Source organism: Streptococcus mitis, from assembly GCF_013305725.1.
Lineage (GTDB): Bacteria > Bacillota > Bacilli > Lactobacillales > Streptococcaceae > Streptococcus > Streptococcus mitis_BO.
Genome location: NZ_CP047883.1, coordinates 2,004,341 through 2,029,208, shown reverse-complemented (window position 1 = coordinate 2,029,208; position 24,868 = coordinate 2,004,341). Strand labels below are relative to the sequence as shown.

Genomic DNA, 24,868 nt, shown 5'->3' with positions numbered 1-24,868 from the left:
AGGATAATGGACTAGGAAATCAGCATGAAAATAAAAAGAGAAACAGATTATTTCAGCATTTGTAAGATTTATGCTATGCTTAAGGTAGAAAATGAAAGGGGTAACAAATGTATTTAGGAGATTTGATGGAAAAGGCCGAATCTGGTCAATTTTCAATCCTTTCCTTTCTATCACAAGAGTCTCAGACGACTGTCAAGGCTGTAATGGAGGAAACAGGATTTTCAAAAGCAACCCTAACCAAATATGTCACCCTGCTCAATGACAAGGCTTTGGATAGTGGCATAGAGCTGACTATTCATTTAGAAGATGAAAATCTGCGTCTATCGATCGGTGCAACTACCAAGGGAAGAGATATTCGGAGCTTGTTTTTGGAGAATGCTGTTAAATATCAGATTTTGGTCTATCTTCTCTACCACCAACAGTTTTTAGCCCATCAGCTGGCTCAAGAATTGATGATTAGCGAGGCTACGCTGGGTCGTCACTTAGCTAGCTTAAATCAGATTTTGTCAGAATTTGATTTATCTATTCAAAATGGACGTTGGCGAGGTCCAGAGCATCAGATTCGCTATTTCTATTTCTGTCTTTTCCGCAAGGTCTGGTCGAGTCAGGAATGGGAAGGCCATATGCAGAAACCAGAGAGAAAACAGGAGATTGCTACACTAGAAGAAATCTGCGGTGCAAGTTTGTCTTCGGGGCAGAAATTGGATTTGGTTCTCTGGGATCATATCAGTCAACAGCGTCTTCGGGTCAATGCCTGTCAGTTTCAAGTCATAGAAGAGAAAATGCGAGGGTATTTTGACAATATTTTCTACCTTCGTTTGTTGAGAAAGGCCTCGTCTTTTTTTGCTGGGCAACATATTCCACTAGGAACTGAGGATGGTGAGATGATGATATTCTTCTCTTTCCTCTTGTCTCATCGTATCCTTCCTCTTCATACTATGGAATATATCCTTGGTTTTGGAGGGCAGTTGGCAGATTTACTGACGCAATTGATTCAAGAAATGAAGAAGGAGGAGTTGCTGGGTGATTATACAGAGGATCACGTTACCTATGAACTCAGTCAGCTTTGTGCTCAAGTCTATCTCTATAAGGGCTATATTTTACAGGATCGCTACAAGTACCAGTTAGAGAATCGTCATCCTTATTTGCTGATGGAACATGATTTTAGGGGAACGGCAGAGGAGATTTTTCATGCTCTACCGGCCTTTCAGCAGGGGACAGATTTAGATAAGAAAATTCTCTGGGAATGGCTGCAGTTAATCGAATATATGGCTGAAAATGGTGGTCAACATATGCGGATTGGTCTGGATTTGACATCTGGTTTTCTTGTCTTTTCAAGGATGGCAGCCATTTTAAAACGGTATTTGGAATACAATCGTTTTATCACCATTGAAGCCTATGACCGAACTCGGCATTATGATTTGCTGGTTACCAATAACCCGATTCATAAAAAGGAACAGACCCCAGTTTATTATTTAAAAAACGACTTGGATTTGGAAGATTTGGCAGGGATTCGTCAGTTATTATTCACTTAAAAGGCTTGGTTGTTCCAGGTCTTTTTTGTGAAATTTACACAATCTCCTCACATTTTTTTAAAAATTAAAAAAAGTTGATAAACAAGAAAGCGCTTTATTTTGTATACTAGTTACTGTAAAGAGGAGACATCCTCAAGATCATTATCAGGAGGACAGCACATGTCACAAGAAAAATACATCATGGCCATTGACCAGGGAACTACAAGCTCTCGTGCCATTATTTTCAACAAAAAAGGAGAAAAAGTTAGCTCGAGTCAAAAAGAGTTCACTCAGATTTTCCCTCAGGCAGGTTGGGTTGAGCACAATGCCAATGAAATTTGGAACTCTGTTCAGTCAGTTATTGCGGGTGCTTTCATCGAAAGTGGTGTGAAACCAAGTCAGATTGAGGCAATCGGGATTACCAACCAACGTGAAACAACGGTTGTCTGGGATAAGAAAACAGGGCTCCCTATCTACAACGCTATCGTTTGGCAATCACGTCAGACAGCACCTTTGGCTGAGCAACTAAAAAGCCAAGGTTATGTGGAAAAATTCCATGAAAAGACTGGTTTGATCATCGATGCTTACTTCTCTGCTACCAAGGTTCGTTGGATTTTGGACCATGTAGAGGGCGCTCAAGAGCGAGCAGAAAAAGGGGAATTGCTCTTTGGTACCATTGATACTTGGCTGGTTTGGAAATTGACTGACGGCGCAGCTCACGTGACCGACTATTCCAACGCAGCTCGTACCATGCTTTATAACATTAAAGAACTCAAATGGGATGATGAGATTTTGGAAATCCTCAATATTCCTAAGGCTATGCTGCCAGAAGTTCGTTCTAACTCTGAAATTTACGGTCAGACAGCTCCATTCCATTTCTACGGTGGACAAGTACCAATCTCGGGTATGGCTGGGGACCAACAAGCAGCCCTCTTTGGACAGTTGGCCTTTGAACCTGGGATGGTTAAAAACACCTACGGAACAGGCTCTTTCATCATCATGAATACTGGGGAAGAGATGCAGTTGTCTGAAAACAACCTCTTGACAACGATTGGTTACGGAATTAACGGCAAGGTTTACTATGCCTTGGAAGGTTCAATCTTCATCGCAGGAAGTGCTATTCAGTGGCTTCGTGACGGTCTTCGCATGGTTGAAAATTCACCAGAATCTGAAAAATACGCTCGTGATTCTCACAACAACGATGAAGTTTATGTCGTTCCAGCCTTTACAGGTCTAGGTGCTCCATACTGGAACCAAAACGCTCGTGGTTCTGTCTTTGGTTTGACTCGTGGAACAAGTAAAGAAGACTTTATCAAGGCAACCTTGCAATCTATCGCTTATCAAGTCCGTGATATCATCGATACCATGCAAGTGGATGCGCAGACAGCTATCCAAGTCTTGAAGGTAGATGGTGGTGCAGCCATGAATAACTTCCTCATGCAGTTCCAAGCTGATATTTTGGGAATCGATATCGCACGCGCCAAAAACTTGGAAACAACAGCTCTAGGGGCAGCCTTCCTAGCAGGTTTGTCAGTGGGCTATTGGAAGGACTTGGATGAGTTGAAACTCTTGAACGAGACAGGAGAACTCTTTGAACCATCTATGAACGAATCGCGCAAGGAACAACTCTACAAGGGCTGGAAGAAGGCTGTGAAAGCAACCCAAGTCTTTGCGGAAGTAGACGACTAATACTGGAAGAATAAAGCGACTCAGTTAGAAAGTGTGTAAATATGGAATTTTCAAAGAAAACACGTGAATTATCAATTCAAAAAATGCAGGAACGTACCTTGGACCTCTTGATTATCGGTGGAGGAATCACTGGTGCTGGTGTAGCCTTGCAGGCGGCAGCTAGTGGTCTAGATACTGGTTTGATTGAAATGCAAGACTTTGCAGAAGGAACATCCAGCCGTTCAACAAAATTGGTTCACGGCGGTCTTCGTTACCTTAAGCAATTTGATGTAGAAGTGGTATCAGATACAGTTTCAGAACGTGCTGTAGTTCAACAAATCGCTCCACACATTCCGAAACCAGACCCAATGCTCTTGCCAGTTTACGATGAAGATGGAGCGACCTTTAGCCTCTTCCGTCTGAAAGTAGCTATGGATCTTTACGACCTCTTGGCAGGAGTTAACAACACACCAGCTGCTAACAAGGTTTTGAGCAAGGAAGAAGTTTTGGAACGCCAGCCAAACTTGAAGAAAGAAGGTTTGGTAGGAGGTGGGGTTTACCTTGACTTCCGTAACAACGATGCGCGTCTCGTGATTGAAAATATCAAACGTGCCAACCAAGACGGTGCCCTCATTGCTAACCACGTGAAGGCAGAAGGCTTCCTCTTTGACGAAAGTGGCAAGATTACAGGTGTGGTAGCTCGTGATTTGTTGACAGACCAAGTCTTTGAAATCAAGGCCCGTCTGGTGATTAACACAACAGGTCCTTGGAGCGACAAGGTGCGCAATTTGTCTAATAAGGGAACCCAATTCTCACAAATGCGTCCAACTAAGGGAGTTCACCTAGTCGTGGATTCAAGCAAGATCAAGGTTTCACAGCCAGTTTACTTTGACACAGGTTTGGGTGACGGCCGTATGGTCTTTGTTCTCCCACGTGAAAACAAGACTTACTTTGGTACAACGGATACAGACTACACAGGTGATTTGGAACATCCAAAAGTGACTCAGGAAGATGTAGATTACCTACTTGGCATTGTCAACAACCGCTTCCCAGAAGCTCACATCACCATTGATGATATCGAAAGTAGCTGGGCAGGTCTTCGTCCATTGATCGCAGGCAATAGCGCTTCTGACTACAATGGAGGAAATAACGGAACCATCAGTGATGAAAGCTTTAACAACTTGATTGCGACTGTTGAATCTTATATCTCTAAAGAAAAAACGCGTGAAGATGTTGAGGCTGCTGTTAGCAAGCTTGAAAGCAGTACCTCTGAGAAACATTTGGACCCATCTGCAGTTTCTCGTGGTTCTAGCTTGGACCGAGATGATAATGGTCTCTTGACCCTTGCTGGTGGTAAAATCACAGACTATCGTAAGATGGCTGAAGGAGCTATGGAGCGCGTGGTTGACATCCTCAAAGCAGAATTTGACCGTAGCTTTAAACTCATCAATTCTAAGACTTACCCTGTTTCAGGTGGGGAATTGAACCCAGCAAATGTGGACTCAGAAATCGAAGCCTTTGCGCAACTTGGAGTGTCACGTGGTTTGGATAGCAAGGAAGCTCATTACCTAGCAAATCTTTACGGTTCAAATGCACCGAAGGTCTTTGCTCTTGCTCATAGTTTGGAACAAGCACCAGGACTCAGCTTGGCAGACACTTTGTCCCTTCACTATGCAATGCGCAATGAGTTGGCTCTTAGCCCAGTTGACTTCCTTCTTCGTCGTACCAACCACATGCTCTTTATGCGTGATAGCTTGGATAGCATCGTTGAGCCAGTTTTGAATGAAATGGGACGATTCTATGATTGGTCAGAAGAAGAAAAAGCAGGCTACCGTGCGGATGTCGAAGCGGCTCTCGCTAACAACGATTTAGCAGAATTAAAAAATTAAGAAAAAATAAAAGAGGTGGAGGGCAGCATTCCTTGCCGCCCGCCCCTTCTTTTTAATGGAGACAGAAAGATGATGAATGAATTATTTGGAGAATTTCTAGGGACTTTAATCCTGATTCTTCTAGGAAATGGTGTTGTTGCAGGTGTGGTTCTTCCAAAAACCAAGAGCAACAGCTCAGGTTGGATTGTGATTACTATGGGGTGGGGAATTGCAGTTGCGGTTGCAGTCTTTGTATCTGGAAAACTCAGTCCAGCTCATTTAAACCCAGCTGTGACAATTGGTGTGGCTTTAAAAGGTGACTTACCTTGGGCTTCCGTTTTGCCTTATATCTTAGCTCAGTTCGCAGGGGCTATGCTCGGTCAGATTTTGGTTTGGTTGCAATTCAAGCCGCATTATGAGGCAGAAGAAAATGCAGGAAATATTTTGGCTACTTTCAGCACAGGACCAGCTATCAAAGATACTGTATCAAACTTGATCAGCGAAATCCTTGGCACCTTTGTATTGGTATTGACAATCTTTGCTTTGGGACTTTATGACCTTCAAGCAGGAATCGGAACCTTCGCAGTGGGGACTTTGATTGTCGGTATCGGTCTATCACTAGGTGGGACAACAGGCTATGCCTTGAACCCAGCCCGTGACCTTGGACCTCGTATCATGCACAGTATCCTTCCAATTTCAAACAAGGGAGACGGAGACTGGTCTTATGCCTGGATTCCTGTTGTGGGACCTGTTATCGGTGCAGCCTTGGCTGTTCTTGTATTCTCACTTTTCTAATTTAGAAAACAATTATGTTGATAGGGCTTGAGATGAGAATCTCAGGCTCTTTTTTAAAAATATACATAGAAAAACCGCATAATTTTTAAAATTAGCTTAAATATAATGAAAATCTACGGCAAACAATTGAAAAATTACCCTAGAAAGTGGTACAATGGTAGAAAAATACTATAGTAAAAGTTTATCTTATTTTACAAAAATTACGGAAATGAATGGTTTTTCTTGATGAAACAGAGAAAAGAATTATACCTTTTTCTTGGTCGGACAGCCTTGTATTTTCTTATCTTTCTAGGGCTGCTTTACTTCTTTAGCTATCTTGGCCAGGGTCAAGGAGGCTTTATCTATAATGAATTTTAACTTGAAGGAGAATTCCTATTGTGTCAAATAAACCAATAGTAGATATGATTGAAACCATTGAGCATTTTGCTCAGACACAGCCTAGCTATCCTGTTTATAATGTTTTGGGGCAGGAGCACACTTATGGAGATTTGAAGTCTGATTCGGATAGTTTGGCTGCAGCCATCGATCAACTGGATTTACCAGAGAAGTCTCCTGTGGTTGTTTTTGGTGGCCAAGAGTATGAAATGTTGGCAACTTTTGTAGCGCTGACTAAGTCAGGTCATGCCTACATTCCAATTGATAGTCATTCGGCCTTGGAGCGAGTTTCAGCTATTTTAGAAGTAGCGGAGCCAAGTTTGATTATTGCCATCTCAGACTTTCCATTGGAGCAGATTTCTACACCAATGTTGAATCTAGCTCAGGTTCATGAAGCCTTTGCTCAAGGGACTAGCTATGAGATCACGCATCCAGTCAAGGGCGATGATAACTACTACATTATCTTTACTTCTGGTACGACTGGTAAGCCAAAGGGAGTGCAGATTTCACATGATAATCTCCTCAGTTTTACCAACTGGATGATTACGGACAAGGAATTTGCGACGCCAAGTCGTCCGCAAATGTTGGCTCAGCCACCTTATTCTTTTGACTTGTCTGTCATGTATTGGGCTCCGACCTTGGCACTGGGAGGAACTCTTTTTGCTTTACCATCTGTCATCACTCAGGACTTTAAGCAACTCTTTGCGACCATCTTTTCATTGTCGATCGCTATCTGGACTTCAACGCCTTCTTTTGCGGATATGGCCATGTTGTCAGAAGATTTCAATAGCGAAAAAATGCCTGGAATTACGCATTTCTACTTTGATGGCGAAGAATTGACGGTTAAAACGGCTCAAAAACTACGCGAACGTTTCCCACATGCCCGTATTATCAATGCCTACGGCCCAACAGAAGCGACAGTAGCCCTGTCAGCAGTTGCTGTGACAGACGAGATGCTAGCGACTCTCAAACGCCTACCAATCGGCTATACCAAGGCTGATTCTCCAACCTTTATCATTGACGAGGAAGGCAATAAATTGCCAAATGGAGAACAGGGAGAAATCATTGTTTCTGGACCAGCCGTTTCAAAAGGTTATATGAATAATCCTGAAAAAACGGCAGAAGCCTTCTTTGAGTTTGAAGGTCTACCAGCCTACCATACAGGAGATGTGGGAACTATGACAGATGAAGGCTTACTTCTCTACGGCGGACGCATGGACTTCCAGATTAAGTTCAACGGTTACCGCATTGAGTTAGAAGATGTCTCTCAAAACCTCAATAAGTCTCGCTTTATCGAGTCTGCTGTTGCAGTACCGCGCTATAACAAGGACCACAAGGTACAAAATCTATTGGCTTATGTCATCTTAAAAGATGGTGTCCGTGAGCAGTTTGAACGTGATATCGATATTACCAAGGCTATCAAGGAAGACTTGACAGATATTATGATGTCTTATATGATGCCGTCCAAATTCCTTTATCGAGACAGTTTGCCGCTGACTCCAAATGGAAAAATTGATATCAAAGGATTGATTAACGAGGTGAATCAAAGATGATGGAGTTCTTTCAACAGCTTCCTCATATAGAGCCATACGGCAATCCTCAGTATTTTGTTTATGTTATTGCTGCAACCTTGCCCATCTTTATAGGCCTCTTTTTCAAGAAACGCTTTGCCTGGTATGAAGTGCTGGTAAGTCTCTTCTTTATTGTCACCATGTTGGTGGGTGGAAAGACCAATCAACTAGTTGCCTTGGGTATTTACCTTTGCTGGGAAATATTGCTCTTGCTTTTCTACAAGCACTATCGAAAAAGTAAGGATGGCAAGTGGGTCTTCTACCTAGTTAGTTTTCTGTCCCTACTGCCAATTATCTTTGTCAAGGTGCAGCCGGCTATCAATGGAATGCAGTCTTTGCTTGGGTTTTTGGGTATTTCTTACCTGACCTTTCGTTCGGTTGGGATTATCATCGAGCTGAGAGATGGAGTGATTAAGGATTTTACCCTCTGGGAATTCCTCCGTTTTCTTCTCTTTATGCCGACTTTTTCAAGTGGTCCAATCGATCGCTTTAAGCGTTTTAATGAAAATTATCAGACCATTCCTGAGCGGGATGAGTTGATGGATATGTTGGATGAATCTGTTCGCTATATTATGTGGGGATTTTTGTATAAGTTTATCCTGGCTCATATTTTAGGAGAAACTTTACTACCTCCTCTGAAGAATCTAGCTTTGCAGTCAGGTGGCTTCTTTAACCCCTATGCTTTAGCGGTTATGTATACCTTTGGTCTGGAGCTCTTTTTTGACTTTGCAGGTTACTCTATGTTTGCCTTGGCCATCTCAAACTTAATGGGAATTCGTAGCCCTATCAACTTTAATAAGCCTTTTTTATCAAGGGATTTAAAGGAATTTTGGAATCGTTGGCACATGAGTCTTTCTTTCTGGTTCCGTGACTTTGTCTTTATGCGAATGGTGATGGTATTGACCAGAAAGAAGGTTTTTAAAAATCGTAATGTAACCTCAAGCGTGGCCTATATTGTAAATATGCTGATTATGGGATTTTGGCACGGTGTGACCTGGTACTACATCGTCTATGGACTCTTTCATGGGATTGGACTGGTCATCAATGACGCTTGGGTTCGTAAGAAAAAAGCACTCAATAAGGAACGGAAAAAAGCAGGGAAGCCTGCTCTACCTGAGAATCGCTGGATTCAGTTGCTTGGCATGGTTGTCACCTTCCATGTCGTCATGCTGTCATTCTTAATCTTTTCTGGATTTTTGAATGATTTATGGTTTAAAAAATAAAAGGAAATAAAATATGGATATCAAATCAGAAGTTATTGAAATTATTGATGAGTTGTTTATGGAAGATGTTTCTGACATGATGGATGAAGATCTTTTTGATGCAGGTGTCTTGGATAGTATGGGAACGGTTGAATTGATTGTTGAGATTGAAAATCGTTTTGACATTCGTGTTCCAGTGACGGAGTTCGGTCGTGATGACTGGAATACGGCTAATAAAATCGTAGAAGGTATTACGGAGCTACAAAATGCTTAAACGCTTGTGGCTAATCTTCGGGCCTCTGTTTCTTGCTAGTTTTCTTGTCTTATTATTGATTTATTTGTATCCTGGTAATCAAAGTCATAATTTGTTAGAAGAAAAACATTCTGCGGCTGCAATTAGCACGGAAAGTTTTAAAGAAAGAAGTCAAAAGATTAGGGCCCTTTCAGATCCTAATATGCGTTTTATCCCCTTTTTTGGTTCAAGTGAGTGGATTCGTTTTGATAGTATGCATCCTGCTGTATTAGCTGAAAAGTATAATCGTTCTTATCGTCCATATTTTTTGGGGCAGGCGGGGGCGGCTTCTCTCAATCAGTACTTTGGTATGCAACAAATTTTGCCAGAAATTGAGAATAAGCAGGCGGTATTTGTGATTTCGCCTCAGTGGTTTACGGAGACTGATTATGAACCCGCAGCGTTTCAGAGATTTTTTAACAGTGACCAATTGACAGCTTTTCTGGAAAATCAATCGGGTGACACTGCTACAAAGCATGCGGCTATTCGATTGTTAAAGCAGAATCCTAATGTTGCATTAAAAGGCATTGTTCAAAAACTGTCAAAGGGTGAAGAATTATCAGAGGTTGATCAGGTTGCTATTAATATTTTTGCCCGATTCAATGAGAGACAGGCTTCTCTATTTGGTCAGTTCTCCATTAGAGGAAAACTCAAATATAAGGAACATGTGGAAAATTATTTAAAAGATCTTCCAGATCAATTTTCTTACCAAGAGTTAGAAAAAATAGCTCGAAAGGATGCAGAAGCAAATACGACCAATAATGATATGGGAATGGAAAATCATTTCTATACGAGAGAGGTTAAGAAGGATTTGAAAAAATGGGAAGGATATCAAAAGAATTACAGCTTCCTAAAATCATCTGAATATAATGATTTACAGTTGGTTCTCAATCAATTTGCAAAATCGAAAGTTAATGTCCTCTTTGTCATCCAACCTGTCAATAAGAAATGGATGGACTACACAGGGCTCAGAGAAGATATGTACCAGCATGCAGTGGAGAAAATTCGTTACCAATTAGAAAGTCAAGGTTTCACTAATATTGCTGACTTTTCAAAAAATGGAGGGGATCCTTATTTTGTTAAGGATACCATTCACCTAGGTTGGTTGGGTTGGCTTGCTTTTGATAAGGCAGTTGATCCTTTCCTATCCAATCCCACGCCAGCTCCGACTTACCATCTGAATGAACGCTTTTTCAGCAAAGACTGGGCGACTTATGATGGGGATGTTAAGGAATTTCAATAAATTGATTAAAAGCTTGAATTTTTTAGTTCAGGCTTTTTGTTAAATGGCGAATATTTTAGTAAAAAATATGTTGAAAGTTTCAAAAATATTGTAAATAGCGTATAATATAGTGTGAATGAGAAAAAGAAAGAGATTTAAAAATGAATAAACGTTTCTTGTTACCTGTCTTGTCGACAGGCCTATTGGCCTCAGTCGTATTGGCTGGGCATGCTTATGCTGATGAAACGGCTAGTTCTATAGAGAAGTCACCTGCTGTAGCAACTCCTGCAGTTCCAACAACATAGGCGGCAACTCTCACAACTGTTGAATCAGCGGAAGCAAAGGAAGCTCCTGTTGAATCTCCTAAAAGCGAAGAAAAAGACACCGTTATCTTGCACACTAATGATGTCCATGGTCGTATTGTAGAGGAAAAGGGAGTAATTGGAGACGCTAAGCTAGCGACAGTCATCGAGCAGGAACGCGCGAAATCAAATCAAACTACTCTCGTCGTAGATGCTGGAGATGCCTTCCAAGGTTTACCGATTTCTAACTCTACAAAGGGTGAAGCACGCGCCGAAATTCTCAATCAGATACAGTATGATGCCATGGCAGTAGGAAACCATGAGTTTGACTTTGGTTTAGACGAAGCTAAGAAATACAAAGAAATTTTGAAATTCCCATTACTTAGCTCAAATACCTACGTCAATGGTGCCCGTCTCTTTGAAGCTTCTACAATTGTTGATAAAGATAAGACTGTAAAAGGTGATGAGTTTGTTGTGATTGGTGTGACAACACCGGAAACAGCTACTAAAATTCACCCTAAAAATGTCAAAGGAGTAACCTTTACAGATCCAATTACAGAGGTGAATAAGGTTATTGAAGAAGTGCAAGCTAAGGCAAGTACCGAAGGTAAGGACTACAAACACTATGTCGTCCTCGCTCACTTAGGTGTAGATACGACAACCCCAGTCGAATGGCGTGGTTCAACTCTGGCAGAAGCCTTGTCTAAAAATCCTCGTTTCAAACAGCCCTGTAGAACTCAACGGTGACCGGGAAAATGTTCGAGTCCGTGAAACTAACCTCGGAAACGTCGTAGCAGATTCCCTCTATCAGTATGGTCAAACAGGATTTAGCCATCCGGCTGACATCGCTGTGACAAATGGTGGTGGACTGCGTGAAACTATTGTAAAAGGCAAACCAATCACAAAAGGTAATGTTATTGCTGTTCTTCCATTTGGAAATACCATTTCACAAATCCAAGTGACTGGGCAACAAGTATTGGATATGTTTGAAAAGTCACTCGGATCTATCTTGCAGGTCGATAAGGATAGCAAGAAGGTCTTGGATGAGAACGGACAACCATTGCTAGAACCAAGTGGTGGCTTCTTGCAAGTTTCAGGTGTGAAGGTCTACTATGACACTAATCTACCATCAGGGAAACGTCTCAAACAGATGCAGCTACAGTTGATGCAAATACTACTGTAAAACTTTCTTATGAGGTGGCAGGTCAATTTAGCAAGAAGGAAGTCGTTTCAGAAAAAGTTCTTCCAAATACAGGTAGTGAACAATCTATTTTCTTGCTTTTAATGGGAATGGTCACAGGGTTAGCAGGTATCTTTGTAAGTCGAAAATCACAGCAAAAATAAGTTAAATTTCAAATCTAAAGGAGTCTAGGGAAACGTTTTTATAGCTCTTTCCCTTGACTCTTTTTTTGGTTGTGATATAATTAACCAGTAAATAATTTTTTTTAAAGAATAGTATTTTCTCTTAAAAAAGAGAAGTCTAAAAGGAAAGGAGTCAGATATGAGACAGCTAGCGAAGGATATCGATGCCTTTTTAAATGAGGTGATTTTGCAGGCGGAAAATCAGCATGAAATCCTAATAGGTCATTGTACTAGCGAGGTGGCCCTGACCAATACTCAGGAGCACATTCTCATGCTCTTGTCAGAGGAATCTTTAACAAATTCAGAGTTGGCCCGTCGCCTCAATGTCAGTCAGGCGGCAGTTACCAAGGCCATTAAGTCTTTGGTCAAGGAAGGGATGTTGGAAACATCTAAAGATCCTAAGGATGCGCGTGTGATTTTTTATCAGTTGACTGATTTGGCTCGTCCAATCGCTGAGGAGCACCATCATCACCATGAGCATACACTTTTAACCTATGAACAAGTGGCAACTCAGTTTACTCCAAATGAACAAAAAGTTATTCAGCGGTTTTTGACTGCTTTAGTAGGAGAAATCAAATAATGAGATACATTACGGTAGAGGATTTATCCTTCTATTATGATAAGGAGCCCGTTCTTGAACATATCAATTATAGTGTTGATAGTGGGGAATTTGTTACCTTGACAGGGGAGAATGGGGCAGCTAAGACGACACTGATTAAGGCCAGTCTTGGAATCCTTCAGCCACGCATTGGAAAGGTGACCATTTCAAAGACAAATACGCAGGGTAAGAAATTGAGAATAGCCTATCTTCCCCAGCAGATTGCCAGTTTTAATGCTGGTTTTCCAAGTACGGTTTATGAATTTGTCAAGTCGGGTCGCTATCCACGAAAGGGTTGGTTCCGTCGTTTGAATGCTCATGATGAGGAGCATATCAAGGCTAGTTTGGACTCAGTTGGTATGTGGGAACATCGAGACAAACGCTTGGGGTCTCTATCTGGAGGACAAAAGCAGCGAGCGGTGATTGCGCGTATGTTTGCTTCGGATCCAGATGTGTTTATTCTAGATGAGCCGACAACGGGGATGGATGCAGGAAGTAAAAATGAATTTTACGAACTCATGCACCACAGCGCCCATCATCATGGCAAGGCTGTTTTGATGATTACCCATGACCCTGAAGAAGTTAAGGATTATGCGGATCGCAATATCCATCTAGTCCGTAACCAAGATTCGCCATGGCGTTGTTTCAATGTTCATGAGAATGACCAGGAGGTGGGCCATGCTTAGTTTGTTATCTTATGACTTTATGCAACGTGCATTTCTGGCCGTTATTGCCATGAGTCTTTTCTCGCCGGTATTGGGAACCTTCCTTATCTTGCGTCGTCAGAGTTTGATGAGTGATACCCTCAGCCACGTCTCGCTTTCGGGTGTAGCTTTTGGTTTGGTTCTGGGGATTTCTCCGACTATTTCCACTATTGCCATTGTTTTGATTGCGGCGGTCTTTCTGGAGTATCTCCGTACGGTTTACAAGAGCTTTATGGAAATCGGGACAGCTATCCTCATGTCAACAGGTCTGGCTGTTTCTCTGATTGTCATGAGCAAGGGTAAAAGCTCTAGTTCTATGAGTTTGGATCAGTATCTTTTTGGTTCAATCGTGACTATTAGCGAAGAGCAGGTCATTTCCCTCTTTGTCATTGCGGCGGTTGTCTTGATTTTGACCTTCCTCTTCCTTCGTCCTATGTATATACTGACCTTTGATGAGGATACGGCCTTTGTGGATGGCTTGCCAGTTCGTACCATGTCCATTCTTTTTAACATGGTGACGGGGGTGGCCATTGCCCTTATGATTCCAGCTGCGGGAGCTCTTCTGGTATCGACCATTATGGTCTTGCCAGCTAGTATAGCCCTGCGTCTGGGGAAAAACTTTAAATCGGTTATGCTGCTTGCCAGTGCTATTGGATTTTTGGGAATGGTAGCAGGACTTTACATTTCCTACTATGCAGAAACACCTGCAAGTGCAAGCATTACAATTATTTTTGTAACTGTCTTTTTACTCATTAGTTTAGTAAGACGTTTTATCAAATAGGAGATGAACATGAAAAAAATTAGCTTATTACTCGCCAGTCTATGTGCCTTGTTTTTAGTGGCTTGTTCCAATCAAAAGCAGGCAGATGGCAAACTAAATATTGTGACAACCTTTTACCCTGTCTATGAATTTACCAAGCAAGTTGCAGGAGATACTGCTAATGTAGAACTCCTAATCGGTGCTGGTACAGAACCCCATGAATATGAACCATCTGCCAAGGCAGTTGCCAAGATTCAAGATGCAGACACCTTCGTTTATGAAAATGAAAACATGGAAACTTGGGTTCCTAAATTGCTAGATACTTTGGATAAGAAAAAGGTCAAAACCATCAAGGCGACAGGCGATATGTTGCTCTTGCCAGGTGGTGAGGAAGAAGAGGGAGACCATGACCATGGAGAAGAAGGCCATCACCATGAGTTCGATCCCCATGTTTGGTTATCACCAGTTCGTGCCATTAAACTAGTAGAGCACATCCGTGACAGTTTATCAGCAGATTATCCTGATAAAAAAGAGACCTTTGAGAAGAATGCTGCTGCCTATATCGAAAAATTACAAGCCTTGGATAAGGCTTATGCAGAAGGCTTGTCTCAAGCCAAACAAAAGAGCTTTGTAACGCAGCACGCAGCCTTTAACTATCTCGCCTTGGACTATGGACTCAAACAAGTCGCAATCTCAGGCCTTTCTCCAGATGCAGAGCCATCAGCAGCTCGCTTGGCAGAATTGACAGAGTATGTCAAGAAAAATAAAATTGCCTATATCTACTTTGAAGAAAATGCCTCACAGGCCCTTGCTAATACACTTTCAAAAGAAGCAGGTGTTAAAACAGATGTCCTCAATCCTTTAGAAAGTCTGACAGAAGAGGACACCAAGGCTGGAGAAAATTACATCTCCGTGATGGAGAAAAACCTCAAGGCTCTAAAACAAACAACGGACCAAGAAGGCCCAGCAATCGAGCCTGAAAAGGCAGAGGATACCAAGACAGTCCAAAATGGTTACTTCGAGGATGCAGCTGTCAAGGACCGCACCTTGAGTGACTATGCAGGTAACTGGCAATCAGTTTATCCTTTCCTTGAAGATGGTACTTTTGATCAAGTGTTTGATTACAAGGCTAAGTTGACAGGTAAGATGACTCAGGCTGAGTACAAGGCCTACTATACAAAAGGCTATCAGACAGATGTGACTAAGATTAATATCACTGATAACACTATGGAATTTGTTCAAGGTGGACAAAGTAAGAAATTCACCTACAAGTATGTTGGTAAGAAAATCTTGACTTATAAGAAAGGAAATCGTGGCGTGCGCTTCCTATTTGAAGCCACAGATGCAGACGCTGGACAGTTCAAGTATGTTCAGTTTAGTGACCACAATATCGCCCCAGTTAAGGCAGAACATTTCCATATCTTCTTTGGAGGCACAAGCCAAGAAGCCCTCTTTGAAGAAATGGATAACTGGCCAACCTACTACCCAGATAACCTATCTGGCCAAGAAATCGCCCAAGAAATGTTAGCGCATTGATGAGAAATCGACTAGTTCATGAGAGCTAGTCGGTTTTTTGAAATAGGGGCTGATGTGTAGCCCATTTCATGTGTCGGCGGATAGCCTATAGCTGTTATCTTTGGTAGATGCAATTTTGTTTCAAGGAGCAGAGTATCATATTGGGAAAGGATCTTATAAATAATAATCAAATTTCACTCCTTTTAAAATTATTTGTTAAACAATTCACAAATAATTGAAAACGAATACAAAAAGTAATATAATGATGTTAAATAGATAGCGCAAAGGCGCAGGAGGAAAATTATATGGCTACATTTTATGTTCCGGCAGTCAACCTTATTGGTAAAGGTGTTGTAAATGAAGTAGGTCCTTATATCAAGGAACTTGGCTATAAAAAGGCACTTTTGGTGACAGATAAGTTTATCGAAGGAAGTGACATTTTACCTAAGGTTTTAAAACCACTAGATGCAGAAGGAATCGAATATGTCATCTTTAGCGATGTAGAGCCAAACCCTACTTGTAAGAATGTCACAGATGGGGTAGCTGCTTTGCAAGAACATGGATGTGATTTTATCATCAGTCTTGGTGGGGGCTCTCCACAGGATGCAGCTAGTTGTATCTCTATCATGGCTACAAATGGTGGAAAACCACAGGATTATGAAGGACTTCATAAATCTGCTAAAAAAGGTCTTCCTGTTGTAGCTATCAATACTACTGCAGGTACATCAGCAGAAATTACCATTAACTATGTGATTACTGATGAAGAACGCAAGGTTAAGATGGTAATGGTTGACAAGAATAGCCTTGCTCTTATCTCTGTTAATGACCCGGAACTCATGCTTTCCAAACCTAAAGGCTTGACTGCAGCTACTGGTATGGATGCTCTGACTCACGCTGTTGAAGCTTTGGTAACACCTGGTGCTTATGATGTGACCAAGAAATTATCTATCGGAGCAATTGAGCTTATCAAGGAATATCTTCCTCGCGCTGTAGCAAATGGACACGATATTGAAGCGCGTGAAGGTATGGTCAATGCTATTTTCCTTGGTGGTATGAGCTTTAACAATGCTGGTCTTGGTTATGTTCACTCAATGGCTCATCAACTCGGTGCAGTATATAACTTGCCACACGGTGTTTGCTGTGCTATGTTGCTACCAGTTATAGAACGTGAAAATGCTAAACGTGTACCAGAAGCTTTCCGCAATGTTGCTAAAGCCTTGGGACTCCATGTAGAGGATAAATCAGATGAAGAGTGTGCCGATTATGCGATTGCTGAGATTGAGAAGCTTTCTGAGACAGTAGGTATTCCTAAGAAATTGACTGAACTTGGTATTGAAGAAAAAGATTTCGACTTTGAATACCTTTCTAAGAATGCCTTGATTGATGCCTGCGCACCAGGAAACCCATTTATGCCAACCTTAGAAGAAACGATTGCCTTTTATAAAGAGTTGTTTTAGCAAGAGATTAGACGATAATGTGACAATTCACCTCTAATTATTGACATTTCAGGAAAAATCGCAGTAAAAACTGCACAACCTTCTTTAAATGTGCTATAATACAGGAAAAAAATAATGATGGAGGTCGTCGCGATGATAACAACATTTTTGATGATTTTTGTGGTGATTTGTGTGCTCCTATTACTGATAGTCACACTGAGTACAGTTTATGTGGTTCGTCAGCAGTCGGTGGCGATTATTGAACGCTTTGGGAAATACCAAAAGGTTGCCAATAGCGGTATTCATATTCGCTTGCCTTTTGGGATTGACTCGATTGCAGCTCGGATTCAGTTGCGCTTGTTGCAAAGCGATATTGTGGTTGAGACTAAGACCAAGGACAATGTGTTTGTTATGATGAATGTAGCGACTCAGTACCGTGTCAATGAACAGAGCGTGACAGATGCCTACTATAAACTCATGCGTCCAGAATCTCAGATTAAATCTTATATCGAAGACGCCCTTCGCTCTTCTGTTCCAAAATTAACCTTGGATGAATTATTTGAGAAAAAAGATGAGATTGCCCTTGAGGTTCAACACCAAGTAGCGGAAGAAATGACAACTTACGGTTATATTATCGTGAAAACCTTGATTACCAAAGTCGAACCAGATGCAGAAGTTAAGCAATCCATGAATGAAATCAATGCGGCGCAACGTAAGCGGGTTGCAGCGCAAGAATTGGCGGAAGCTGACAAGATTAAAATCGTCACTGCAGCTGAAGCCGAAGCAGAAAAAGACCGCCTTCATGGTGTGGGGATTGCCCAACAACGTAAGGCGATTGTGGATGGATTGGCAGAGTCTATCACAGAACTCAAGGAAGCCAATGTTGGCATGACAGAAGAACAAATCATGTCCATACTCTTGACCAACCAGTATTTGGATACTTTGAATACCTTTGCCTCTAAAGGAAATCAAACTATCTTTTTACCAAATACGCCAAATGGTGTGGATGATATCCGTACACAAATCTTGTCAGCTCTACGTGCTGAGAAGAAATAATAGACTAAAGAGCCTGGAGTCAGGCTCTTTTTAGTGTTCGTGAGAGATAAGCCTTAGCTTAAATAAGACTATTCACAAAAGTTACTAACAGGTTGTGGATAAGTGTGGATAACTTCTGATTATTTTAGTGATAATTCTTATTTGTATGACCAATTTAGTAACTTTTGAGGATTATAAAGTAGTTTTAATTGCTGCAACTCAAGAGTTAAGCACAGTTTGGGATAGTTATTCACAGATTGTGGATAACCTTGGGGATTGCAGATTTTTTATTATTTAGCGATGACTTGGCAACCAGCTGAGGGTAAAGGTTAGCTGTTCAGCTTTTAGGAGGTCTTGGTGTTGAATAGTTGATACGAGTGTTTTGTCTAGTAGGCATTCTTCTACAAAGTTGAAATGGCTATGGTTTTGTTTAGTATGGATATCTAGCCATTTATCTTCTTTAGCCAGATAGATTCGGAGGTGGTCAAAGAGAGGAATTCCGAGATCATAGCTAGGTTTTCCTGGACAGGTCGGATAAAATCCAAGAGCTGACCAGATGTACCATGCCGAGAGGCTACCATTATCTTCATCGCCAGGATAGGCTTCCCAACTTGGCTGAAAAGCTTTCTGACGGAGCGTCTTGATGAGAAGGGCAGTGTAGTCAGGATAGTCGCTGTAGCGGAAGAGATAAGGAATGTGGAAGCTCGGCTGGTTGGAAATAGCGACTTGTCCAAACGGAGTTGTAGCCATCTCGCTCATTTCGTGAATTTCGTAACCATAGCCTGTTGTCTCAAAGAGGGGAGCATCTTGACAGGTTTTCAAAAGATAGTTGCTGAAGGCTTCTTTTCCACCCATAAGTTGGATCAAGCCTGGGATGTCGTGGAGGACGCCTAAAGTCGCTTGAATGGCAGAGCATTCGGCATAGTCTCGCCCCCAACTATAAGGAGAGAAGTCAGGGCGGAAGTTTCCTTGACCATCACGCGCACGCATATAGCCTGTTTCAGTATCAAATAGATGTCGGTAATTTTGTGATGCGGCCTTGTAGGTTTCAGCGATTTCTATTTTCCCCAGTTTTTCAGCACAGCTAGCGATACAAAAGTCACTATAGGCATAGTCTAGAGTATGGCTAACACTTTCGTGGTGGTCGGTAGAGAGATAGCCAAGTTCTTGGTATTGGGCTAGTCCGTGGCGACCATTGATGCTTAGAGGGTCGACCTTGCTGGCTGTTTCGAGCATAGCTTGGAGGAGTTCTTCTTCTAGGTCGGGGGCCATGTCCTTGCAGGAGCTATCTGCGATAATACCGTCTAAAAGTGTACCTGGCATCATACCCCGTTCATCTGGGGCCAGCCATTTTGGAAGGAATCCAGTATCGCGATAGCTATTGAGAAATCCTTCTAAGAAGCGGTGGTAGTGTTCCGGTATGATAAGGGCAAAGAGAGGGAAGGTGGTACGGAAGGTATCCCAGAAACCATTGTTGCTGAAGAGGACACCAGACTTGACAGTGCCAGTAGCCAGATCCATGTGGATGGCTTGCCCTGATTCATCAACCTCATAAAAAGTTTGAGGAAATAGGAAGAGTCTGTAAAGGCAGTGATCAAAGAAGGTTCGGTTAGCCTCTCCTGTCTCTATAACGTCAAAACGATGGAGGAGATTTTCCCAATCCGCTTGGGCACTTGATTTACAGTTATCAAAATCTTCTTTAGGTAGATTAAGCAGTGCTTGAGAAGGAGAGATGAAAGAAGTGGCTAACTGAATTTCAGTTTGACTACTTGCTAAGTCGATTCGCCAGTCTTCGCCTTCTTGGTTGATAGCAAGGATATCCGTATTCATTTGCAGGGTAGTGAAGAGTATCAGTGGATTTTTGTTGGTCTCAGTTTTTCCTTCTTGTCGCAGGGCAAGAGTTCGCTTATCTACTTGCTCCACGGTCAGTTCATCTGCTGCGTGAAGATAGAGGGAGAGGGCTTTGCCTTGCTTTTGTTCCAAACGAATAGAAGCACCGTAGCAAGTCGGTGTGAGCTGGGTTTTAATCTGATAGCGCAGGGAGAAAATTTTTAGATAATGGGGTTGGAAAGAGGCATTATCCATATCATAGGAAGACTGACGATGAAAGAGGCTGTCTCCACCTAGCTGACCTGTGACAGGTGTCAGAAGGAGCCAAGAGTAGTCTCCAATCCAAGGACTGGGCTGGTGGGTTAATCGAATCCCTTGAAATATAGGCAGATGCGGATCAAAAAACCAAGATCCCTCCTGGTCACTGGTCTGGGGCACAAAGTAATTCATCCCAAAAGGAACGCCTGTGTATGGCAGGGTATTTCCCCGAGAAAAGGCATGCTTGCTGGCAGTTCCAAAGCGGGTATCGATGGTTTCAAGTAGTGGTTTCATAGTCTTTCCTTTAGCTGTTTTTCTACATTATATCAGAAAAAGATAGCCTTTAGAAAAGGAGTTTCAAAGATAACTATTTTGTAGAAAAATGACTATCATTTGTGTATGTATTTTCTGTCTCAAAAGCTATATACTGAAAATGAAACTTGTTTGAAAGAGGATACTGCACGATGATTTATTCAAAAGAAATTGTTAGAGAATGGCTAGATGAAGTAGCGGAGCGGGCTAAGGACCATCCAGAGTGGGTGGATGTCTTTGAACGTTGCTACACAGATACCTTGGACAATACGGTTGAAATCTTAGAAGACGGTTCAACTTTTGTCTTGACTGGAGATATTCCTGCTATGTGGCTTCGGGATTCGACAGCTCAACTCAGACCCTACCTGCATGTGGCTAAAAGAGATGCCCTCCTGCGTCAGACCATTGCAGGTTTGGTCAAACGTCAGATGACCTTGGTACTCAAGGATCCTTATGCCAATTCCTTCAATATTGAGGAGAACTGGAAGGGTCACCATGAGACTGACCACACAGACCTTAATGGCTGGATTTGGGAACGTAAGTACGAGGTGGACTCGCTTTGCTATCCTTTGCAGTTGGCTTATCTCCTCTGGAAAGAGACTGGCGAGACTAGTCAGTTTGATGAGACTTTTGTCGCAGCGACCAAGGAAATTCTTCACCTCTGGACAGTGGAACAAGACCACAAGAACTCTCCTTATCGTTTTGTCCGAGATACGGACCGCAAGGAAGACACCTTGGTAAATGATGGATTTGGACCTGATTTTGCAGTGACTGGTATGACTTGGTCAGCTTTTCGTCCGAGTGATGACTGTTGCCAGTATAGCTACTTGATACCGTCAAATATGTTTGCTGTAGTAGTCTTGGGTTATGTTCAAGAAATCTTTGCAGAACTAGACCTAGCTGATAGCGAGAGTGTTATCACAGACGCTAAGCGTCTTCAGGATGAAATCCAAGAAGGAATTGAAAACTACGCCTACACAAGCAACAGCAAGGGCGAAAAGATTTATGCCTTTGAAGTAGACGGTTTGGGAAATGCTAGCATCATGGATGATCCAAACGTACCAAGTCTGCTGGCTGCACCTTATCTGGGTTACTGTTCGGTCGATGATGAAGTTTATCAAGCAACTCGTCGTACCATTCTGAGCCCTGAAAATCCATACTTCTACCAAGGAGAATACGCTAGCGGTCTCGGAAGTTCTCATACCTTCTATCGCTATATCTGGCCAATCGCCCTTTCTATCCAAGGCTTGACAACAAGAGATAAGGCAGAGAAGAAATTCTTGCTGGATCAGCTGGTTGCTTGCGATGGTGGTACAGGTGTTATGCACGAAAGCTTCCACGTGGATGACCCAACTCTCTATTCTCGTGAATGGTTCTCTTGGGCCAACATGATGTTCTGTGAATTGGTCTTGGATTACTTGGATATCCGCTAAGGAACACGCTTTAGCGTAACTGATTCTTGGAAAGAATCACAAATTTACATTTAAAACGTTAACAATAAAAATTTAAATTTAGAATGAGGTTTTACTTCATGGAAAATGTTGTTGTACATATTATCTCACATAGTCACTGGGACCGTGAGTGGTACTTGCCTTTTGAAAGCCACCGTATGCAGTTGGTGGAATTATTTGACAATCTCTTTGATCTCTTTGAAAATGACCCTGAGTTCAAGAGCTTCCACTTGGATGGTCAAACCATTGTCCTTGATGACTACTTGGAGATTCGCCCTGAAAATAGCGACAAAGTCCAACGATACATCGACGAAGGCAAACTTAAAATTGGTCCTTTTTACATCTTGCAGGATGATTACTTGATTTCAAGTGAAGCCAATGTCCGCAATACATTGATTGGTCAAGCAGAATGTGCAAAATGGGGCAAATCTACTCAGATTGGTTACTTCCCAGATACTTTTGGAAATATGGGGCAAGCTCCTCAAATCCTTCAAAAATCAGGCATTCACGTGGCAGCCTTTGGTCGTGGTGTGAAGCCGATTGGATTTGACAACCAAGTCCTCGAAGACGAGCAGTTTACATCCCAGTTTTCAGAAATGTACTGGCAGGGTGCGGACGGAAGTCGTGTCCTCAGTATCCTCTTTGCTAACTGGTATAGTAATGGGAATGAAATTCCAGTTGATAAAGACGAGGCCTTGACCTTCTGGAAACAAAAATTGTCAGATGTGCGTGATTATGCTTCGACCAACCAATGGTTGATGATGAACGGATGTGATCACCAGCCTGTACAGAAAAATCTGAGCGAAGCCATTCGTGTGGCAAATGAACTTTTCCCAGATGTAACCTTTGTTCATAGTTCTTTTGATGAATATGTTCAAGCCGTGGAAAGTGCCCTACCAGAGCAATTATCAACGGTTACAGGTGAGTTGACCAGTCAGGAAACAGACGGCTGGTACACACTTGCCAACACTTCTTCATCTCGTATTTATCTCAAACAATCCTTCCAAGAAAATAGCAACCTCCTAGAGCAAGTTGTAGAACCCTTGATGATTATCACTGGGGGTCATAACCACAAGGACCAGTTGACCTATGCTTGGAAAACACTTTTGCAGAATGCGCCACATGATAGCATCTGTGGCTGTAGCGTGGACGAAGTTCACCGAGAGATGGAAACTCGTTTTGCCAAGGTCAACCAAGTAGGAAACTTTGTTAAGAGCAATCTTCTTAACGAGTGGAAGGGCAAAATCGCTACAGCTAAGGCTCAAAGTGACTATCTCTTTACTGTCATTAACACAGGCTTGCATGATAAGGTTGATACTGTCAGCACAGTGATTGATGTTGCGACTTGTGATTTTAAGGAATTGCACCCAACAGAAGGTTATAAGAAGATGGCTGATCTTACCTTGCCAAGTTACCGTGTGGAGGATTTGGATGGTCGTCCTGTAGAGGCTAAAATCGAAGACCTTGGGGCTAATTTTGAGTACGATTTACCAAAAGACAAGTTCCGCCAAGCTCGTATCGCTCGACAAGTGCGCGTGACCATTCCAGTTCACCTAGCGCCTCTTTCTTGGACAACCTTCCAATTGTTGGAAGGAGAGCAAGAACACCGTGAAGGCATTTACCAAAACGGAGTGATTGATACGCCATTTGTAACGGTGAGTGTGGATGACAATATCACAGTTTATGACAAGACAACTCACGAAGCCTACGAAGATTTTATCCGCTTCGAAGACCGTGGTGACATCGGAAACGAGTATATCTATTTCCAACCAAAAGGAACAGAGCCAATCTATGCAGAGCTTAAGGGCTACGAGGTCTTGGAAAACACAGCTCGCTACGCTAAAATTTTGCTCAAACATGAATTGACCGTGCCTGTCAGTGCAGATGAAAAGCTAGAAGAAGAGCAAAAAGGCATCATCGAGTTTATGAAGCGTGAAGCTGGACGTTCAGAAGAATTGACAAGCATTCCTCTTGAAACTGAGATGACTATCTTCGTTGATAATCCACAAATCCGTTGCAAGACTCGCTTTACCAACACTGCCAAAGACCACCGTATCCGTCTCTTGGTCAAGACTCATAACACGCGTCCAAGCAATGATTCTGAAAGCATCTATGAGGTGGTGACACGACCAAACAACCCAGCTGCTTCATGGGAAAATCCTGAAAATCCTCAACACCAACAAGCCTTTGTTAGTCTGTATGACGATGAAAAAGGTGTGACTGTATCCAACAAGGGATTGAATGAATACGAAATCCTAGGAGACGACACCATTGCAGTGACTATTTTGCGTGCATCAGGTGAGCTAGGTGACTGGGGTTACTTCCCAACACCAGAAGCTCAGTGTTTGCGTGAGTTTGAAGTTGAGTTTGCGCTTGAATGCCACCAAGCCCAAGAACGCTTCTCAGCTTTCCGTCGTGCTAAGGCCTTGCAGACACCATTTACCAGCCTTCAGCTTGCTAGACAGGAAGGAAGCGTGGCTGCGACTGGTAGCCTCTTGAGCCATTCTGTTCTCAGCATACCGCAAATCTGTCCAACAGCCTTTAAGGTAGCTGAAAATGAAGAAGGCTATGTGCTTCGTTACTACAATATGTGTAGCGAAAATGTGCGTGTACCGGAAAGTCAACATCTCTTCCTTGACCTACTTGAACGACCATACCCAGTTCATAGAGGCCTCATTTCACCACAAGAGATTCGTACAGAATTCATCCAAAAAGAAGAAATTTAATTTCAACAAGTAAACATAAAAAGAAAGGAGGGGCGAAAAAGTAAGAACTAACTGCTGATTCGCCCCTTTTAT

General features: G+C 42.3%; 18 protein-coding genes and 1 pseudogene. 18 read left to right on the top strand and 1 reads right to left on the bottom strand.

The features are described from left to right. The first annotated feature begins 107 nt into the window (after window positions 1–107). From M594_RS09745 to M594_RS09670, 16 genes and pseudogenes are all read left to right on the top strand, one after another. A complete protein-coding gene (locus tag M594_RS09745; protein ID WP_173876687.1) occupies window positions 108–1,535 on the top strand; it encodes a helix-turn-helix domain-containing protein in 1,428 nt (475 codons plus the stop codon). A 159-nt stretch (window positions 1,536–1,694) separates the two neighbouring features. Continuing rightward, window positions 1,695–3,203, top strand: coding sequence for a glycerol kinase GlpK (glpK, locus tag M594_RS09740; RefSeq protein WP_173876686.1), 1,509 nt, complete (start codon window positions 1,695–1,697; stop codon window positions 3,201–3,203). Between the two features lie 41 nt (window positions 3,204–3,244). Beyond that, a complete protein-coding gene (gene glpO / locus M594_RS09735; RefSeq protein ID WP_173876685.1) occupies window positions 3,245–5,071 on the top strand; it encodes a type 1 glycerol-3-phosphate oxidase in 1,827 nt (608 codons plus the stop codon). A gap of 69 nt (window positions 5,072–5,140) precedes the next feature. Further along, window positions 5,141–5,845 (top strand): MIP/aquaporin family protein, encoded by a 705-nt coding sequence (locus M594_RS09730; protein ID WP_004255366.1) that lies wholly within the window; start codon window positions 5,141–5,143, stop codon window positions 5,843–5,845. A 225-nt stretch (window positions 5,846–6,070) separates the two neighbouring features. Then, window positions 6,071–6,202, top strand: a complete 132-nt coding sequence (locus tag M594_RS09725) for a teichoic acid D-Ala incorporation-associated protein DltX (protein WP_000813666.1) — start codon at window positions 6,071–6,073, stop codon at window positions 6,200–6,202. Between the two features lie 20 nt (window positions 6,203–6,222). Next, the gene (dltA, locus tag M594_RS09720; RefSeq protein WP_173876684.1) at window positions 6,223–7,773 is read left to right on the top strand and encodes a D-alanine--poly(phosphoribitol) ligase subunit DltA; all 1,551 of its coding nucleotides are present in this window, start codon (window positions 6,223–6,225) and stop codon (window positions 7,771–7,773) included. Next, on the top strand, window positions 7,770–9,014 hold the full coding sequence (dltB, locus tag M594_RS09715) for a D-alanyl-lipoteichoic acid biosynthesis protein DltB (protein ID WP_173876683.1): 1,245 nt from the start codon (window positions 7,770–7,772) through the stop codon (window positions 9,012–9,014). The genes dltA and dltB overlap by 4 nt, the downstream gene beginning before the upstream one ends. Before the next feature lie 13 nt (window positions 9,015–9,027). Further along, window positions 9,028–9,267 carry a D-alanine--poly(phosphoribitol) ligase subunit DltC gene (gene dltC, locus M594_RS09710; RefSeq protein WP_000351973.1) on the top strand — a complete coding sequence of 80 codons (240 nt, stop codon included), beginning with the start codon at window positions 9,028–9,030 and terminating at the stop codon, window positions 9,265–9,267. Continuing rightward, the gene (gene dltD, locus M594_RS09705) at window positions 9,260–10,528 is read left to right on the top strand and encodes a D-alanyl-lipoteichoic acid biosynthesis protein DltD (RefSeq protein ID WP_173876682.1); all 1,269 of its coding nucleotides are present in this window, start codon (window positions 9,260–9,262) and stop codon (window positions 10,526–10,528) included. Before dltC ends, dltD begins: the two co-directional genes overlap by 8 nt. A gap of 140 nt (window positions 10,529–10,668) precedes the next feature. Further along, window positions 10,669–12,153, top strand: a pseudogene (locus M594_RS09700) (5'-nucleotidase C-terminal domain-containing protein). Between the two features lie 157 nt (window positions 12,154–12,310). Then, the gene (gene adcR / locus M594_RS09695; protein ID WP_001249308.1) at window positions 12,311–12,751 is read left to right on the top strand and encodes a zinc-dependent transcriptional regulator AdcR; all 441 of its coding nucleotides are present in this window, start codon (window positions 12,311–12,313) and stop codon (window positions 12,749–12,751) included. Next, window positions 12,751–13,455, top strand: coding sequence for a metal ABC transporter ATP-binding protein (locus M594_RS09690; protein ID WP_001269496.1), 705 nt, complete (start codon window positions 12,751–12,753; stop codon window positions 13,453–13,455). Before adcR ends, M594_RS09690 begins: the two co-directional genes overlap by 1 nt. After that, window positions 13,448–14,254, top strand: a complete 807-nt coding sequence (locus M594_RS09685) for a metal ABC transporter permease (protein WP_000950030.1) — start codon at window positions 13,448–13,450, stop codon at window positions 14,252–14,254. Before M594_RS09690 ends, M594_RS09685 begins: the two co-directional genes overlap by 8 nt. Window positions 14,255–14,263: 9 nt before the next feature. Continuing rightward, window positions 14,264–15,769, top strand: a complete 1,506-nt coding sequence (gene adcA / locus M594_RS09680) for a zinc ABC transporter substrate-binding lipoprotein AdcA (protein WP_173876681.1) — start codon at window positions 14,264–14,266, stop codon at window positions 15,767–15,769. A gap of 284 nt (window positions 15,770–16,053) precedes the next feature. Continuing rightward, on the top strand, window positions 16,054–17,205 hold the full coding sequence (locus tag M594_RS09675; protein WP_173876680.1) for an iron-containing alcohol dehydrogenase: 1,152 nt from the start codon (window positions 16,054–16,056) through the stop codon (window positions 17,203–17,205). Between the two features lie 150 nt (window positions 17,206–17,355). Next, the gene (locus M594_RS09670) at window positions 17,356–18,240 is read left to right on the top strand and encodes an SPFH domain-containing protein (protein ID WP_173876758.1); all 885 of its coding nucleotides are present in this window, start codon (window positions 17,356–17,358) and stop codon (window positions 18,238–18,240) included. Window positions 18,241–18,513: 273 nt separating this feature from the next. On the opposite strand, the gene M594_RS09665 is transcribed toward M594_RS09670, so the two are convergent. Further along, window positions 18,514–20,601, bottom strand: coding sequence for a GH92 family glycosyl hydrolase (locus tag M594_RS09665; protein WP_173876679.1), 2,088 nt, complete (start codon window positions 20,599–20,601; stop codon window positions 18,514–18,516). Between the two features lie 170 nt (window positions 20,602–20,771). On the opposite strand from M594_RS09665, the gene M594_RS09660 reads away from it, so the two are divergent. After that, window positions 20,772–22,052, top strand: a complete 1,281-nt coding sequence (locus M594_RS09660; RefSeq protein WP_173876678.1) for a glycoside hydrolase family 125 protein — start codon at window positions 20,772–20,774, stop codon at window positions 22,050–22,052. Window positions 22,053–22,150: 98 nt separating this feature from the next. After that, complete coding sequence (locus M594_RS09655) at window positions 22,151–24,796, top strand: alpha-mannosidase (RefSeq protein WP_173876677.1); 2,646 nt, start codon at window positions 22,151–22,153, stop codon at window positions 24,794–24,796. The last annotated feature ends 72 nt before the right edge of the window (window positions 24,797–24,868 follow it).